The 15,170-nt window shown below is 67.2% G+C and carries 13 protein-coding genes; 7 read left to right on the top strand and 6 right to left on the bottom strand.

Features of this window, described 5'->3' with window-relative positions; translation table 11 throughout:
• Nucleotide 1: 1 nt before the first annotated feature.
• Both ACOJB8_RS34795 and ACOJB8_RS34790 read right to left on the bottom strand, forming a co-directional pair.
• A complete protein-coding gene (locus ACOJB8_RS34795) occupies nucleotides 2-1,306 on the bottom strand; it encodes an MFS family transporter (RefSeq protein WP_475016710.1) in 1,305 nt (434 codons plus the stop codon).
• A 258-nt stretch (nucleotides 1,307-1,564) separates the two neighbouring features.
• A complete protein-coding gene (locus ACOJB8_RS34790) occupies nucleotides 1,565-3,130 on the bottom strand; it encodes an MDR family MFS transporter (protein ID WP_475016708.1) in 1,566 nt (521 codons plus the stop codon).
• 97 nt (nucleotides 3,131-3,227) lie between these two features.
• Here ACOJB8_RS34790 and ACOJB8_RS34785 point away from each other — a divergent pair, with 97 nt between their 5' ends.
• The 3 genes from ACOJB8_RS34785 to ACOJB8_RS34775 all read left to right on the top strand — a co-directional run bounded on the left by ACOJB8_RS34785 (nucleotide 3,228) and on the right by ACOJB8_RS34775 (nucleotide 6,217).
• A complete protein-coding gene (locus ACOJB8_RS34785) occupies nucleotides 3,228-3,956 on the top strand; it encodes a TetR/AcrR family transcriptional regulator (protein ID WP_475016706.1) in 729 nt (242 codons plus the stop codon).
• Between the two features lie 89 nt (nucleotides 3,957-4,045).
• A complete protein-coding gene (locus ACOJB8_RS34780) occupies nucleotides 4,046-5,581 on the top strand; it encodes a cryptochrome/photolyase family protein (RefSeq protein WP_475016759.1) in 1,536 nt (511 codons plus the stop codon).
• 225 nt (nucleotides 5,582-5,806) lie between these two features.
• Nucleotides 5,807-6,217: a response regulator gene (locus tag ACOJB8_RS34775; RefSeq protein WP_069268743.1), complete on the top strand. Its 411-nt coding sequence runs from the start codon at nucleotides 5,807-5,809 to the stop codon at nucleotides 6,215-6,217.
• A 108-nt stretch (nucleotides 6,218-6,325) separates the two neighbouring features.
• On the opposite strand, the gene ACOJB8_RS34770 is transcribed toward ACOJB8_RS34775, so the two are convergent.
• Nucleotides 6,326-6,949: a Fur family transcriptional regulator gene (locus tag ACOJB8_RS34770; RefSeq protein ID WP_475016704.1), complete on the bottom strand. Its 624-nt coding sequence runs from the start codon at nucleotides 6,947-6,949 to the stop codon at nucleotides 6,326-6,328.
• A gap of 57 nt (nucleotides 6,950-7,006) precedes the next feature.
• Entirely contained in the window at nucleotides 7,007-7,633 is a 627-nt protein-coding gene (locus tag ACOJB8_RS34765) for a glutathione S-transferase family protein (protein ID WP_069268745.1), read from the bottom strand.
• Nucleotides 7,634-7,850: 217 nt separating this feature from the next.
• Here ACOJB8_RS34765 and ACOJB8_RS34760 point away from each other — a divergent pair, with 217 nt between their 5' ends.
• Complete coding sequence (locus tag ACOJB8_RS34760) at nucleotides 7,851-9,527, top strand: ATP-binding domain-containing protein (protein WP_475016701.1); 1,677 nt, start codon at nucleotides 7,851-7,853, stop codon at nucleotides 9,525-9,527.
• A 12-nt stretch (nucleotides 9,528-9,539) separates the two neighbouring features.
• Here ACOJB8_RS34760 and ACOJB8_RS34755 read toward each other — a convergent pair whose 3' ends face one another.
• Nucleotides 9,540-10,487: a phosphoribosyltransferase gene (locus ACOJB8_RS34755; protein WP_342950261.1), complete on the bottom strand. Its 948-nt coding sequence runs from the start codon at nucleotides 10,485-10,487 to the stop codon at nucleotides 9,540-9,542.
• 295 nt (nucleotides 10,488-10,782) lie between these two features.
• Between ACOJB8_RS34755 and ACOJB8_RS34750 the strand changes: the two genes are divergently transcribed.
• On the top strand, nucleotides 10,783-11,307 hold the full coding sequence (locus ACOJB8_RS34750) for a putative pterin-binding protein (protein WP_069268754.1): 525 nt from the start codon (nucleotides 10,783-10,785) through the stop codon (nucleotides 11,305-11,307).
• Between the two features lie 52 nt (nucleotides 11,308-11,359).
• Nucleotides 11,360-13,210, top strand: a complete 1,851-nt coding sequence (locus tag ACOJB8_RS34745; RefSeq protein WP_083245637.1) for an ATP-binding response regulator — start codon at nucleotides 11,360-11,362, stop codon at nucleotides 13,208-13,210.
• Between the two features lie 37 nt (nucleotides 13,211-13,247).
• Here ACOJB8_RS34745 and ACOJB8_RS34740 read toward each other — a convergent pair whose 3' ends face one another.
• Nucleotides 13,248-14,102 carry a helix-turn-helix domain-containing protein gene (locus ACOJB8_RS34740; RefSeq protein WP_069268748.1) on the bottom strand — a complete coding sequence of 285 codons (855 nt, stop codon included), beginning with the start codon at nucleotides 14,100-14,102 and terminating at the stop codon, nucleotides 13,248-13,250.
• 321 nt (nucleotides 14,103-14,423) lie between these two features.
• On the opposite strand from ACOJB8_RS34740, the gene ACOJB8_RS34735 reads away from it, so the two are divergent.
• Nucleotides 14,424-15,065, top strand: a complete 642-nt coding sequence (locus ACOJB8_RS34735; protein ID WP_368619137.1) for a C39 family peptidase — start codon at nucleotides 14,424-14,426, stop codon at nucleotides 15,063-15,065.
• Nucleotides 15,066-15,170: the final 105 nt, after the last annotated feature.

The following is a 15,170-nucleotide window of genomic DNA, read 5'->3' as shown; positions in this document are numbered from 1 at the left end:
ATCACGGTTCGTGACGCAGATAGCCTTCCTTCGACGGATCGCGCATGCGCCACGAGACGACCAGCGAAATTGCGCACAGCGCGGTCACGTACCAGTAGAACGTGGACTCGCTGCCTGCCGACTTGAACCACAGCGCGACGTATTCGGCTGAGCCGCCGAACAGCGCATTTGCTACCGCGTACGAGAGGCCCACGCCCATCGCGCGCACTTCGGGCGGAAACATCTCCGCCTTGATGAGGCCGCTGATCGACGTGTAGAAGCTGACGATCGCGAGCGCCACCGTGATCAGCGCGAACGCGGCCACGGGGCTCGCCACGTCTTTGAGCGCATGCATGAGCGGCACTGTGCCGATCACTGCGAGAGCGCCGAACAGGATCATCGACGTGCGGCGGCCGATCTTGTCGGACAGCGCACCGAACACCGGCTGCATCAGCATGTAGACGAAGAGCGCGCAGGTCATCACGCTGCTCGCGGTTTTCGCGTGCATGCCGGCCGTGTTCACGAGGTACTTCTGCATGTAGGTCGTGAACGTGTAGAAGATCAGCGAGCCGCCTGCGGTGAAGCCCACCACCGTCAAGAACGCGCCCTTGTGTTGCCAGACGCCGCGAATCGTGCCTGCGTCGCGTTTGTGGCGCGACTCGCTCGTCGAGGTTTCGTCGAGCGATTTGCGCAGATAGAGCGAGATCAGCGCGGCGAATGCGCCGACCACGAACGGAACGCGCCAGCCCCAGGCCTTCAGTTCTTCGGTGGAAAGCGTCTGCTGCAGGATCACGAGCACGAGCAGCGCGCAGAGTTGGCCGCCGATGAGCGTGACGTACTGGAACGACGCGAAGAAGCCGCGTCGGCCCTTGAGCGCGACCTCGCTCATGTAGGTCGCGCTCGTGCCGTACTCGCCGCCCACCGAAAGCCCCTGGAAGAGCCGTGCGACGAGGAGCAGGAACGGGGCGAACGCGCCGATCTGCGCGTAGGTGGGCAGCATGGCGATCACGAGCGAGCCGCCGCACATCATGAGCACCGAGATCATCATCGCGCTGCGGCGGCCGTGGCGGTCGGCGATGCGGCCGAACAGCCAGCCGCCGATCGGGCGCATGAGGAAGCCCGCGGCGAACACGCCGGCGGTGTTGAGCAGCTGCGTGGTGGTGTTGCCGCTCGGGAAGAACGCGGGCGCGAAATACAGCGCGCAGAACGAGTAGATATAGAAGTCGAACCACTCGACGAGATTGCCCGACGAGGCGCCGACGATGGCGAATACGCGTCGCCTCGTGTCTTGCGCGGATAGCGTGGTTGGGTCGGTCTGGACGTCCATGGGCGGGTCTTCTCCTGGTTTGTGTGTTTTATGGCGAACGGCCGTCATGCGGCCGTCGCGAGAGTTGAAACGCGCGCCGCCGGGTCCCGGCGCGCGATGCCCGCGATTTTAGCTAACTGTAATTAAATGTGTGGAAAATGTAATGGCGGTGTGAACGGGGCCTGAACGGGCGCCGTCAGGCCGACTAATGCCGGTTCTCAGGGCAAAAAAAGCCAGCGGGGAGCCGCTGGCTGGAGGGGAAAAGCAGGCGAAGCGCGCTCAATGCTGCTTGCGCAGCGGCACGTCACGCAGCAGCCACGACAGCGCGAACGAGAACACCACCACGACCGCAGCCGAGAGATAAACCGTGTGCAACGCCCCGGCGAACGCATCGAGATACTGCGCGTGCAGCGCGGGCGGCAGATGGTGGATCACGTCGGGCGTGAGCGGCTGCGGTAGTTCCACGTCGGCCGTGAGCACCTTTTCGAGCCGCGCGTGCAGCCCGTGGGAGAACACGGCGCCGAACGCGGCCACGCCGACCGAGCCACCGATCGAGCGGAACAGCGTCGCGCCCGATGTGGCCACGCCCATATGGCGAAATTCCACGGCATTCTGCACGGCGAGGATCAGCACCTGCATCACCATGCCGAGGCCGCAGCCGAGCAGGCCCATATAGACATACATGAGGTGAATCGGCGTGTCGATCTGCAGGCGCGCGAGCAGCATCATCGCCACGGCCACGAGCGCCGTGCCCACGATCGGGAATATGCGGTACTTGCCGATCTTGCTGATGATGCGGCCCGTGATGATCGACATCACGAGCACGCCGCCCATCATCGGCAGCATCTGCATGCCGGCCTGCGAGGGCGTCGAGCCCTTCACCACCTGCAGATAGAGCGGCAGGAACGTAACCGAGCCGAACAGCGACACGCCCACGATGAAGCCGATCAGGCTCGCGAGCACGAAGGTGCGCTGGCGGAAGAGTTCGAGCGGCAGGATGGGCTCGGCGGCGTGCTTTTCCTCGTGGATGAAGCCCGCGACAGCGACGATGCCGAGCAGCAGCGTGAGCCAGAGCGTAGGCGACGTCCACGGCAGCAGCGAGCCGCCCTCGCTCGTGAAGAGGATCAGACAGGTGAGGGCGGCGGCGAGCCAGCCCGCGCCCATGTAGTCGATCACGTGCTTCACGTGCGCGGCGCGCGGCTTGAACACCGCGCCGATCACCACGAGCGCGATCGCGCCGAGCGGCAGGTTGATGTAGAAAATCCAGCGCCACGACAGATGCTCGACGAGAAAGCCGCCGAGCAGCGGCCCGATCACCGTGGCGATGCCGAACACGCCGCCGAACATGCCCTGATACTTGCCGCGCTGAGCGGGCGGAATCACGTCGCCGATGGCGGCCATCGTCACGACCATCAGGCCGCCGCCGCCAATGCCCTGCAAGGCGCGCAGCACGATCAGCTGCTCCATGTTCTGCGCCACGCCGCAAAGTGCCGAACCGATCAGGAAGATCACGATGGCGGCCTGCAGCACGATCTTGCGCCCGAACAGGTCGCCGAACTTGCCGTAGAGCGGCACGACGATCGTCGAGGTGAGCAGGTAGGCCGTGACGACCCACGAGAGCCGGTCGAGGCCGCCCAGTTCGCCGACGATGGTGGGCAGCGCCGTCGAGACGATGGTCTGGTCGAGCGCGGCCAGCAGCATGACGAGCAGGAGCGCCGGAAACAGCAACCGGATCGGTGGATGGCCGCCGGTATCGGCAGCCGGGCCCGACGCCAGCACCGCTGCATTCGCGTGAGCGCCGACCCCCGCCGTAGCGGGCACAGGGTGTTTCGTGCTGGGTTTCATCGTGTCCGTCTATCTTGAAATTAATTAATTCGGAGGTTAATATTAGGACAATTATTCCAGTTGGTCAAAATTCATTTTGTTACCGGGCAGGACACCTATGAACGCGCCAGAACCTTCCTTCGACAGCGCAGGCGGCACGCCAGGCCGGGCCGCCGCGCGCCGTCCCGGCCGGCCGAGCGGCGGCGTGGGCGGGGCGGAACAGCGCGCGCGTCTGATCGAAGCCGCACTCGCGCTGTTCGCACGCCAGGGCATCCTCGACACCTCGCTCGCTGCCATCGCCCGCGAGGCGGGCGTGACGCCGGCGATGGTCCACTACTACTTCAAGACGCGCGATCAACTGATCGACGTGCTGATCGACGAGCGTTTCGTGCCGCTGCGCGAGTCGCTTGGCGACATCTTCGCGGAGCATCCCGACGATCCCGTGGCGGCGCTCACTGCGCTGGTGCAGCGCTTCGTGGCGCTGGGGCAGCGCAATCCGTGGTTTCCGCCGCTGTGGGTGCGCGACGTCATCAGCGAGGGCGGCGTGCTGCGCCAGCGCATGCTCGAGCGCCTCGGCCGCGAGCACCAGGAAACGGCCCACACGGCCATTGCGCGCTGGCAGCGCGAGGGCCGGCTCAACGCGGCGCTGGAGCCTGCGCTGCTGTTCCAGTCGCTGATGGGCCTGACGCTCTTGCCGCTCGCCACCAGCCAGATGTGGCGCGGCGACGCGCAGCAGCCACACGTGGGCGTCGAGGCGGTCGCGCGCCATGCGGTCGCGCTCATCACCCAGGGCGTGGGGCCAGGGCGCATCGACGCACGCACCGATACGGGCATTGATACGGATTAGCCGCCAGCGCGCGCCGTGGTACGCTCCGGGACCTTTGCGGCACGCCCCGTGCGCGGTGCCGCGCGAATGTTTCCCGGTCGAGGTCCGGTCTGTCTTCTTCTGCTGCTGCTTCCCGCGCTTCTGCGCATCGAGCCCCCGCCATCGTCTGGTTTCGCGACGATCTCCGGCTCGCCGACCAGCCAGCGCTCGCGCAGGCCGCGGCGAGCGGCCTGCCGCTGATCTGCGTCTGGATCCACGATTCGCATGCCTCGGGCGAGCGCCCGGAGGGCGGGGCGGCGCGCTGGTGGCGCCATGAATCGCTGCGCGCGCTCGAAGCGGCGCTGGCTTTGCGCGGCGGCCGCCTGCTGCTCTTGCAGGGCGACGAAGCGGCGACGCTGGACGCCCTCGTCACCGAAACCGGCGCGCAAGCCGTGTACTGGAACCGCCGCTACGGCGCGGCGCAACGCGAGGTCGATCGCGCCCTCAAAGCCTCGCTGCGCGAGCGCGGCGTCAGTGCGGAAAGCTTCGGCGCCCAGCTCCTCAACGAGCCATGGACGGTGCTCAATCAGTCCGGCGAGCCGTTCCAGGTCTTCAGCGCCTACTGGCGCGCCTGCCTGCGCATGGGTGATCCGCCGCCGCCGGAAGGCGAGCCCGAACGGATGATTTTTCAATCGCTGCCAGCACGTCTTACCCAACGTGCATCGAAATTCGACGCGCTCGGCCTGGCGCCTCGCGCGCCCGACTGGTCGGGCGGCATGCGCGCGGCCTGGCCTGCGGGAGAGGAAGCCGCGCTGGAGCGCCTGCGCGCGTTCCTCGCCACCGACCTCGACGCCTACGGGGGTGAGCGCGACGAACCCGGCGACGCGGCCACGAGCCGCCTCTCCCCGTATCTCGCCGTCGGCGCGATTTCGCCGCGCCAGGTCTGGGCGGCGCTCAAGGCGGCGCAGCACGCGCACGGACGTGGATCGGCGCGCCGCGCTGCGAGCGCCGAAAAGTTCGCGAGCGAGTTGGGCTGGCGGGAGTTCTGCCATTACCAGCGGTTTCACTACGCCGATCTGGCGACGCGCAACCTGCGTCCCGCATTCGACGCCATGCCGTGGCGCAAGGACGCCGCTGGCCTGAAAGCGTGGCAGCGGGGGCTGACCGGCTATCCGCTCGTCGATGCCGGCATGCGCGAACTCTGGCACACAGGCTGGATGCACAACCGCGTGCGCATGGTCGTGGCATCGTTCATGAGCAAACATCTGCTGATCGACTGGCGCGCGGGCGAGTCGTGGTTCTGGGACACCCTCGTCGACGCCGACCCGGCCAGCAACCCGGCCAACTGGCAGTGGGTGGCGGGCTCGGGCGTGGATGCCGCGCCGTATTTCCGCATCTTCAATCCGGTGCTGCAGGGCCAGAAGTTCGACCCGCGCGGCGACTACGTGCGGCACTGGGTGCCGGAGCTGGCGGGCCTGCCCGATGCGCTCGTGCACCAGCCGTGGAAGGCCAGCGCGCAGCAGCTCGAGGCGGCGGGCGTGCGACTCGGCAAAACTTATCCGGAACCTGTCGTCGAGCACGAACTGGCGCGCCAGCGTGCACTCGAAGCCTATGCACAAACCGGCAAGGCCAAGGGCCTTGCCGCTGCGCGACAGGATCCAAAGTAGGACAAAAAACAGGGCGGCAAAGCGTGAGCGCGGCCGTCATCGGGCTGTCTTGTGATGCGGCTATCGTGCGCGGCGCGGATGGGCGCACGCGCGGCACGCAGGAACCGGACGGCATTAAGATTGCTCTATCAGGACGGCCCGCGTTGCCGTGCGCCCGGCGTGACTCCGGGCCCGTAGCCTTGCGGCACTCGGCCTGACAGACAGAAAGGCATGTAAGCAAACACAATGAACGCAGTACACAAGCTCGACCGGACGACCATCGTCCTCGTCGAAGACGACCCGCACAGCCGGGCGTCACTGACTTCGCTACTCGAGGCGGAGGGTGCGCATGTCGTGGCGGTCGAAGACGCCGAAACTGGCGTCGAAGCGGCCCTGAGCCTGCACCCCGACGCCGTGGTCTGCGATCTCGACCTGCCGGCGATGGACGGCTTCTACCTGATCCAGCGTCTGCGCGATTACGAAATCCGCGGCGACCATGCTCCGACCGTCGCGGTCGCGCTCACGGGCCACACCGACGAAAGCTGGCGTTTGCGCAGCATCGGCGAAGGCTTCCAGCACTTCATGACCAAGCCGGCCCGGCCGGACGAACTGGTGACGCTGCTGAGCGACGCGATCGACGCGCGCCAGTCGCTATGACGCCGCGCGCGTAGCGCGGCGCGAAAGGTGTGGGTGCTGACGGACTGAAGCGCCGCGACATGCGGCGCGGGCGATCTGTTGCCTGCGCTGAACGGCGGGCAAGAACGGTTAGCTAACGGACGAGGGCTGCGCAGTGGCTTCGGGCGCCGCAGCGGCGCCCGGCTGTGCGGCCTTGTCGGCCGAATTGGCCTGACTCTCCTGGCATTGCGCGCAGAGGCCTTTGAGCTCGATACCGTCGCCGGCGAGCCGGTAGCCCGCGGCCTCGATCTGCGCAACCAACGCCTGGCGCAGCTTGGGCTCGTGCAGTTCGGTGACGTTGCCGCACTGCTGGCACACCACGAGAATGCCGTGCTGACACTGCGTGAGGTCGTGGCACACGGCGAACGCGTTGATCGATTCGATGCGGTGGATGAGCCCCGCCGACAGCAGGAAGTCGAGCGCCCGGTAGACCGTGGGCGGCGCCGAACCCGGATGGATCTGGCGCATTTCGTCGAGCAGCGAATACGCCTTGGTCGCGCGTCCCGAGGCCAGCAGCAACTCCAGCACCTTGCGGCGGATCGGCGTGAGCTTTTCGCCGCGCTCGCGGCAATAGGCCTCGGCCATCGCGAGCGCGGACTCGACCGAAGCGCCCTTGACACCGTCGTGCGAGTGGGCATGGCCGTGCGCGTGGTCGTGCGCCTCGGTGTCGCTATGCAGGGCCGGGGCGTCCGGGGACGGTTTTGCTGTCTTCATGCTTGCGATTATACGGGGCGCGCCGCCGGGCCGCCCGCGCCCCCATGGAGTGACGGCTCAGGTGAGCGGCAGATCGATGTACTTGCGGAAGCCCTGACGCTGCGCGATGCGCTGATACCAGCGTTCGACATTCGGCAGCGGCTCGCGCTCCACGCCTTCGAGTCCGAACCAGCGCCGCGCGTACGCGCCGAGTACGATGTCGGCGAGCGAGAAGCGCTCGTTTTCCATGAAGAAGCGGCCTTGCAGATGGTGGTCGAGCAGCCGCCAAAGCGGGGTCAGCTGATCGAAGTCGGCCGCGAGCTTCGCCGTGTCGCGCTTTTCGGGCGGCGTGCGTACGAGCGCGAGGAACACAGGGCGCTCGATGGGCGCGAGCGTGCCGATCGACCAGTCGAGCCAGCGCTCGATCGAGGCGCGCACCTTCGGGTCGGTCGGGTAGAGCAGGCTCGAAGGGCCGTACTCCATCGCCAGATAGCGCAGGATCGCGTTCGACTCCCACAGCACGAAGGTGCCGTCGGTGATCGTCGGGACCTTGCCGTTCGGATTCATGGCGAGATAGGAAGGCTCGTTGAGATGGCCGAACGAGCCGCCCGCGTCGATGCGCTGGAACGGCAGCACGAGTTCATCGCAACACCACAGGACTTTCTGGACATTCACCGAATTGGCGCGTCCCCAGATCGTGATCATCTGGCGCGTACTCCTTGCAAGAGGAAAAAGGGTCAAGCCTGGCGCAGGCCGCCACGATACACGATTCTCGCGCGGTTTATTTGTGCAGCCAGGCATTTCGTAGAATAGGCGCTGCGCGGCGCCCGGAGTTCCGCCGCCGCGCCCGCTTCGTGCGGCAGCGCTCCCTCGCTTGCCTGCGCGGCCGCCACGAACCTCAACATCCGTCCGAGACCCGCCCATGGCCCGCATTGTCCCCGACGACTGGCAGCATATCGAAGCCACCGGCGCCGCCGCGCGCGAGCGCGAAACACTCGTCGCGCTCGCCCGCGGTTTGCCGAACGGCTACACCGTCTATCACGGCGTGCACTGGACGCGGCTCTCCGAAGGCTTTTCGGTCTTCGGCGAGGCCGATTTCGTGATCGTCAGCCCGGCTGGGCGCGTGATGATCGTCGAGCAGAAAACCGGCTTTTTGCGCGAAACGCCAGGCGGGCTCGTCAAGGCGTACATGCAAACCGAGCGCAACGTGGCGATCGCGCTGGCACGCACGGTCGAGGGGCTGCACCGGCGCTTTACGGCGTCGTTCGGCGCGGGCACCTACGTGCTCGAAGAGCTGTTCTATTGCCCCGACCACGTGGTGCGGGAGCCGGCCATCGCGGGCGTGAACCCGGCGCGCATCGTCGACGCCACGCGCAAGGCGCAGCTCGCCGCCATCGTGCTCGAAGCCATGCCCGCCGACGAGCCGCGCCTGCCGTGCGCCGCCAGGATCCATCATTTTCTCGCCGACGAACTTTCGCTCACGCCCGACACCAGCGCGCTGCTCGGCGCGGCCGGCACGCTCGTCACGCGGCTCGCGGGCGGCCTCACCACGTGGGCGCGGCGCCTCGAATTCGCCCCGTTCCGGCTGCGCGTGATCGGCACGGCGGGCTCGGGCAAGACGCAACTGGCCGTGCAGGTCATGAAGGACGCGGTGGCGCGCGGCGCGCGCACGCTCTACGTGTGCTTCAACCGGCCGCTTGCAGATCACATCGCGCAGCTCGCGCCGCCCGGGGCAAAGGTGGCGACCTATCACCAGCTGTGCGACTGGGTCGCGCGCGACGGCGGCCACGTGCCCGACTTCGCGAGCCCTGGCGCGTTCGACGACCTCGTGCAGCGCTTCGGCGAGATGCCGATTGCCGAGCGCTGGCAGTTCGACGTGCTGATCGTCGACGAAGGGCAGGATTTCCACGAGCCGTGGGTCGGCGCACTCGGGCGTCTGCTGCGGCCGGACGCTGCATGGTGGTGGCTCGAAGATCCGCTGCAGAACCTCTACGTGCGCGAGCCGCTCGCGCTGGCGGGCTGGACCGTGCTGCGCGAGACCACGAACTACCGCAGCCCGCGCGACATCCTCGCATTCCTGCGCGACGTGGCCGGACCGACCGTGCCCGCCATCGCGCAGCTCGCCGCGGGGAGTCCGTTCGACGGCTCCGAGGTGACGGTGGCGAGCTGGGACGAGCATGAAGCCGGACCGGGCGCGGAACCTGGGGTGGTTCTGGTCACGAAACGCGCGATTACGCAGGCGCTTTCGCTGGGCTTTCGCAAGCAGGACATCGTCGTGCTTTCCTGGCGCGGACGCGAGCATTCGCTGTTCGCGACGCTCGATCAGCTCGGCCCGCACCGGCTGCGCAGCTTCACCGGCCAATACGACCTGTTCGGCAATCCGCAGTACCGCGAGGGCGATGTGCTGCTCGATTCGATCTACCGCTTCAAGGGCCAGTCCGCGCCGTGCGTGATCCTGACCGAGGTGGACTTCGAGTCATTCGACGAGCGCGCCGCGCGCAAACTCTTCGTCGGCGCGACGCGCGCGGCCATGAAGCTCATCGTGGTGGCGTCGCCGCGCGCCGCGCGATTCATCGAGGGCCGGCGCGGCGGCGTCTAAGCGCCGGCTCGCTCAGCTCCAGGCCGAGGCGCCGATCAGCGTGCCCGTGCGCGCCTGGGCGTTCCACCAGATCACGCGCAGGAGCGGCGCGGTCTGCGCGATCAGGATGGCCTGCACCGGATCGCTCTCGATGAAGTGCGTGACGCCGCTGCGGATGGCCGCCGCGGCCTTGTGCGCAGCCACGGCCGCGGCCGTGTCGTCGTGTTCGTCCGGCGTGCGCATAATCAGTTCGAGGTGCCCGAAACCGTGGCGTTCGAGCCAGGCGAGCGTGCGCTCGCGGTCGATCTCCGGACGCCCCGTGATGATCGCGCGCGTGCGTTTCATGTCGATGCCGGGCAGGCGCTCGAACGGCACCAGCTCATCGCGCTCGGCGAGCGCGGCGACGAGGTCTTCGTCGTAGCGCGCAATCGGGAGGTCGGGGAGCAGGACGCCGTCGAGATCGATGGCGTAGACGGCGTACTCGTGGTCGTCGGCCATGCGCGTGCCGTCGCCGTCGCCATCGCGGATCCAGTCGGCGCGATAGCGGTCGGTGTAGGCCTGGCGCTCCCAGGGGAACAGCGCGAAATAGCCGCTCGCGTCGATCGAATAATCGGGGCGCAAACGGCTGAGGTCGTCGTAGGCGCCGGTGAGCGTGCGCACGACGAGCCCGTGCTCGCTCAGGAACGCGATGCAGTCCACGAGCGTATGGCCGCGCCCCGCGATGTCCTCGCAGAGCAGCACTTTCGAGCCCGGTTCGGGCAGCGGCAGCGTGGAGTCCCAGCGCACTTCGCGCGTGGCGCGGTCATAGCGCAGGAATGCGACAGCCGCACCCGTTGCGTGCGAAACCATCAGCGCAAGCGGCGCGCCGCCGCGCAGGATACCGACCACGAGGTCGAATTCCTCCGCGATCAGCGCCGGCTGCAGCGACTCGACCCAGTGATCGAGCTGTTCGTAGGTGAGCGGAACGACAGGTTTATCCATGGATTGAATTGGGTGTCGAAGCGCGTAATCGGCAAGCGCGCGGCAACTGCGCAATGCGCGTTTCCGATAGCGGTGTACGAGAAAAAGACGGCTATTGTCAGCACAATGTTTGACGATATTATGCCTATGCTCACCAGCGCCTGCTGGCATGGCGGGTGGAGGTAGCAGGAAAACGAGGGAAACGCAGCAGGAAAAAGCGGCGCATTACCGCAAAATGTCGCGTAGCGCCGCGCAAAGACACACGAAAACGACGCGAATCATCGCGCGAAAGGGCTCGGGCAAGATGTGGCATGGGATGGGATGGCCAGGCTGGCGGCGCTGGGCCGCCGTGGTGGCGCTCGCGGGTGCGGCGCCGTTTTTTGCACCTTCCGCGCAGGCGGCGGGTTCTCCGGGTGCGCTCTCGCTCGACGTCGATGGCGAGGTGCGCGTGACCAACAACGCGTCCCACACGGCGTATCACTTCAGCGAGGCGCAGCTGCTCGCGCTGCCCGCGCATTCGATCACGACGGCCACGACCTGGACGCCGCGCTCGACCTTCACGGGCCCGCTGCTTTCGGACGTGCTCGAGGCCGTGGGCGCCTACGGCAGCGAGATCGAGATCCATACGCTCGACGACTACACCTGTGTCGTACCCGTGGCCGACGCGGCGCGCTATGGCGTGGTGGTCGCCTATGAGATGAACGGCCAGCGCCTCAAGGTAAGCAATTTCGGCCCGTTGTTCCTGATCTACCCACGCGACCAGCATCCGCTCGAGCTCGACGGCGCGGCCGGTGACTCGAAGTTCGCGTGGCAGATCAAGTCGATGACGATCAAGCGGTGAGTAGCGGGTGATACAACGTCCCTTGCGACGCCTGCTGCAGGCGATCATCTGGATGGCGGCGCTCGCGCCGCCCGTGGTGGCGGTCGGCTATCTGCTCTACGCGAACCTGCTCAATCCGCAGGTCGTGCAGCGCATCACGGGCAATTACGACGGCCTGTACTGGGACGCCGCGCAGCTCCAGATCGCCTACGCACGCTTCGAGAGCCAGCTGCTGATGTTCGCGGACGGCATCGACCGCGATCTCGACAAGGTGCGGCTGCGCTACGAGGTGCTGCAGTCGAAGCTCAACGTGATGAAGGGCTCGACGCTCTCGCTCGACTCGACGCCGGGCCTGAAGCGCCGCCAGGACGCCGATCTCGCCATTCTGGCCGCGACGATCTCGCCATTCGAGGCCGAAATCGCCACGCTCGCGGACAACCCCGAACGCGCGGTGCCGATGCTCATGGCGCTCGACCTGCACTGGACACAGGTGACCGACCTCGCGCTGAACCGGCGTTTCGCCGACGTGACCGAGCGCGAGGCGATCCGGCACGATTTCATCGCCAAGCGCCGCGAACTGTTCGCTTCGGGGCTCGTGCTGCTCGTGCTTTCGGCGGCGGCGGGCGTGCTGCTCGTGATGAACGGCTACCGGCGCACGCGCCTCCTGCACCAGCAGCGCGCGGCGCTCGAAGCCGAGCACCAGGCGAGTCGCGCCGCGCGCGAGGCGAGCATGGCGAAGGACGCCTTCCTCGGCATGATCAGCCACGAACTGCGCACGCCGCTGCACGCGATCGTCTCGTCGATCGAGCTGCTCGGCTTCAACTCGCATTCGGAAGCCGACCGCAAGGTGATCCAGCGTCTCGAAACCGCGGCTCGCCAGCTCGAAGCGCAGATGAAGGACCTCACCGACTACGCGCGTCTCGGCGCAGGCAAGCTCGAATTGCGCCAGGAAGAGTTCGAGCCGCGCGAACTGCTGCAGTCGATCGTCGATGAGAACGAGCAGGCGGCGCGCTCGCGCGGGCTCGTGTTCGAGCATGCGTGGGTGGGCCCGCAGCGGCGCGTGGTGGCCGACCCGCATCGGATTCGCCAGATCGCCGGCAACCTCGTCACGAACGCGATCCGCTACACGGAGCGCGGCAAGGTGCGGCTCGAATTCTGGCTGCAGGCGCCGGCGCGGGTTCCGCGGCCATCACAGGACGCAGAGGGCGCGCCGAAACCGGCTGGCGGCGACACGCTCGTGATCGTCGTCGGCGACACGGGGCCTGGCGTGGCGCCGGACCAGATTCCGCTCATCTTCAAGGAGTTCACGCAGCTCGACACGTCGCGCTCGCGGCGCTATGAAGGCGCGGGGATGGGGCTCGCGATCGTGCGCGGCCTCGTCGAGCTGTTCGGCGGCACGATCGAGACGCAAAGCCGCGTGGGCAAAGGCACGACCTTCACCGTGCGCATTCCCGTCACGCCGGTCGAGCCGCCGGCGCCCGCGGCCGTGGCCGAAGCGGCGCTGCCCGCGCGGGCGCTGCCGCAGGTGCTCGTCGTCGACGACAACCCGCTCGTGCGCGATTCGCTCTGCGAGATGGTCGCGCACATGGGCTACCGCGCGCTCGCGGCCAGCGACGCCGACAGCGCGCTCGCGCTGCTCGCGCACGAGGTGTGCGACGTGGTGCTGCTCGACCTGCACATGCCGGGCCGCGACGGCTACGACTTCGTGGCGGGGCTCGAGACCGCGCAGGATGTGCTCGCGCAGCCGCGGGTGATCGCGGTGAGCGCCGACGTGGCGGGGCTGGCGGCGCTTCCGGACACTGCGGGCAAGACGCCGGGCGGCGAGGGCGCGCCGTTTTTCGACCGGCTCACGAAGCCGGTGCATTACGAGGTGCTGCGTGCGGCGTTGCAGCGCGCGCTGAGCGCGCCGCGCGCGGCGGTGTGAAAGGCGCGGGAGCGGGTTGAGCGAGCAAAACGCGGCGTTAGCCGCGGTTGAGCCGCTTCGAAAGATCGGCGACGAGAATCGCCATGCGCGCCGGCTTTTCGTAGCAGGCCACGTTGTAGTGGCGTACGACCTGGCTGATCTCCGATTCGCTGGCCTTGCCGGTCAGCAGTTCGCCGGTGAGCACGAAGATGGGCGCATCGGGGTTCTCGGAGGCGCGCACGCTGCGGATCGCCTCCGCGGCGGTCTGGCTGCCGAACAGCCAGTCGATCACCACGCCGTCGAACACGTTGTTTTCGAGCGCTTCGTTGAATGCCGCGAGGCCGTAGAGCGCGAGCGCCGTGTAGCCGCTGTGCTCGAGGTAGTCGCGCAGGTTGTCGGCGGAGGAGCGGTCGTCGTCCACGACGGCGATGAGCGGCTTGTCGGACTCGGCGCGGCGCGGGTAGATCTCGATCTTGTGGACTTCGCGCGCGTTCTGGTAGAGCGCGCCGTCCGGGCGCACCACGCGCCACTGGCCCTGCTTTTCGTAGGCGACGAAGTCGGGGCGGCTGCCCGCCTCGACCGGTGCGCCGATCCAGGCGGTGCAGGGCAGTTCGGCGGCGCTCACGCAGAGGATCGCTTCTTGAGCGCTGGCCCCGACCATGCCGGGGTCGAGCAGCTGCGCCCCGAACAGCTGGCCCGCGGGTTCGCCGAACGCTTCGGCCACTTTCTTGATCTGCGCGAGCGTCCACGGGCTGTTGCCGCGCAGCTTGCGGTGCCCCTGTGAAAAGCTCAGGTCAAGAATCCGGCACAGCTCGGTCGTTTGCTGACGCTTGCCGATGCCGTGACGGCTCATCAGCTCGCGTACGCGCTCCGCCACCGAGGCCGAGTCGGTTGTGTATGCAACGTTCGACATACTGCTTGAAGGGGGATTCGTGGATTCAGTTTCTGATTGATCATGCCGTGGCGCCGCGGGGCCGGTTTGACCGGACCTCCTGCGGCCTGCGCACGGGAGCACGATATTCTAAACGCATAAAATGCCAGGCGACGGCGTTATTTTAGCGAAATGTAATGCGGCGCCGAATACGGGAATGTAAGCGTATATTCGGCTTCGTTTACACATGGCTTGCGATATTCGCGGCATTGCGGGGACGGCGCGCGACTGCGAAGATGCACGATTTTGAACGCCGTGCGCTCGCGCGCGGCGAATCAACCTTACTGGGGCGAGGGGTATCGATTGGACGACGTGCGCAACGGCGGGACATGGCGGCATGAAGGCGTGCCGTATTACAGCCAGTGGGGCAGCGCCGACTGGGTGGCGCCTATCGTCGAGCGTGGCGCCGACCCGTGCGAGGACCCGCGCTGGCGGGCGAGCGGCTTCACCGAGGCCGACGCCTATCGCTTCTGGGCCAAGCGCTTGTGCGGTCTGACCTGCCTCGAATCGGCGCTCGACTATTGGGGAGTCGCGCATGCGCCGCGCGCGCAGATGCTCGAAGAGGCGTTGCGGCACGGTGTATATCGCGTGCGCGAAGATGGCGGCGTGGATGGCTTGATCTACCGCCCGTTCGCCGGATGGGTGGAAGCCGCGTTCGGCGTGCACGTGGAGGTAATGATCGACGAGGACATTGCGGCGAGTGCAGGGCGCGTTGATGCCGAAACGCTCGCCATCGTTTCCGTGAGCCCCGAGATCCGCTATCCCGAGCGGATGGACCCCGGCCGGGGCGGGCATCTGATCCTGCTGCACGGACGTGGCGATGGCGGTGTGTGGTTTCACAATCCTTCGGGCATCGCGCCGTACCAGGCTGACGCCTGGCTGCCCTATGAGACGGTTGCACGGTTTCATGCCCGGCGGGGTATGGCGCTTAGGCGGCCGTGCTGATCGCGCGTGGGTTTGGTTTTTTTTGTGGTTCCTGGCTGCTTTGGCCTTTTCTTGTTTTCGCGTCGGTATGCAGGCGTTGCCCCTGTGCGGGGCGGCACCTACTTT

The sequence above is a fragment of the Paraburkholderia sp. BR10141 genome, assembly GCF_056155635.1.
Note: the sequence above shows the minus strand (reverse complement) of the source record. Positions and strands in the feature narration are given on the sequence as shown.

What these genes read in the sequence shown, in the direction of transcription:
- ACOJB8_RS34795 (WP_475016710.1), bottom strand. Translation starts at nt 1,306, where the DNA reads ATGGACGTCCAGACCGACCCAACCACGCTATCCGCGCAAGACACGAGG.
- ACOJB8_RS34790 (WP_475016708.1), bottom strand. Translation starts at nt 3,130, where the DNA reads ATGAAACCCAGCACGAAACACCCTGTGCCCGCTACGGCGGGGGTCGGC.
- ACOJB8_RS34785 (WP_475016706.1), top strand. Translation starts at nt 3,228, where the DNA reads ATGAACGCGCCAGAACCTTCCTTCGACAGCGCAGGCGGCACGCCAGGC.
- ACOJB8_RS34775 (WP_069268743.1), top strand. Translation starts at nt 5,807, where the DNA reads ATGAACGCAGTACACAAGCTCGACCGGACGACCATCGTCCTCGTCGAA.
- ACOJB8_RS34770 (WP_475016704.1), bottom strand. Translation starts at nt 6,949, where the DNA reads ATGAAGACAGCAAAACCGTCCCCGGACGCCCCGGCCCTGCATAGCGAC.
- ACOJB8_RS34765 (WP_069268745.1), bottom strand. Translation starts at nt 7,633, where the DNA reads ATGATCACGATCTGGGGACGCGCCAATTCGGTGAATGTCCAGAAAGTC.
- ACOJB8_RS34760 (WP_475016701.1), top strand. Translation starts at nt 7,851, where the DNA reads ATGGCCCGCATTGTCCCCGACGACTGGCAGCATATCGAAGCCACCGGC.
- ACOJB8_RS34755 (WP_342950261.1), bottom strand. Translation starts at nt 10,487, where the DNA reads ATGGATAAACCTGTCGTTCCGCTCACCTACGAACAGCTCGATCACTGG.
- ACOJB8_RS34750 (WP_069268754.1), top strand. Translation starts at nt 10,783, where the DNA reads ATGGGATGGCCAGGCTGGCGGCGCTGGGCCGCCGTGGTGGCGCTCGCG.
- ACOJB8_RS34745 (WP_083245637.1), top strand. Translation starts at nt 11,360, where the DNA reads ATGGCGGCGCTCGCGCCGCCCGTGGTGGCGGTCGGCTATCTGCTCTAC.
- ACOJB8_RS34740 (WP_069268748.1), bottom strand. Translation starts at nt 14,102, where the DNA reads ATGTCGAACGTTGCATACACAACCGACTCGGCCTCGGTGGCGGAGCGC.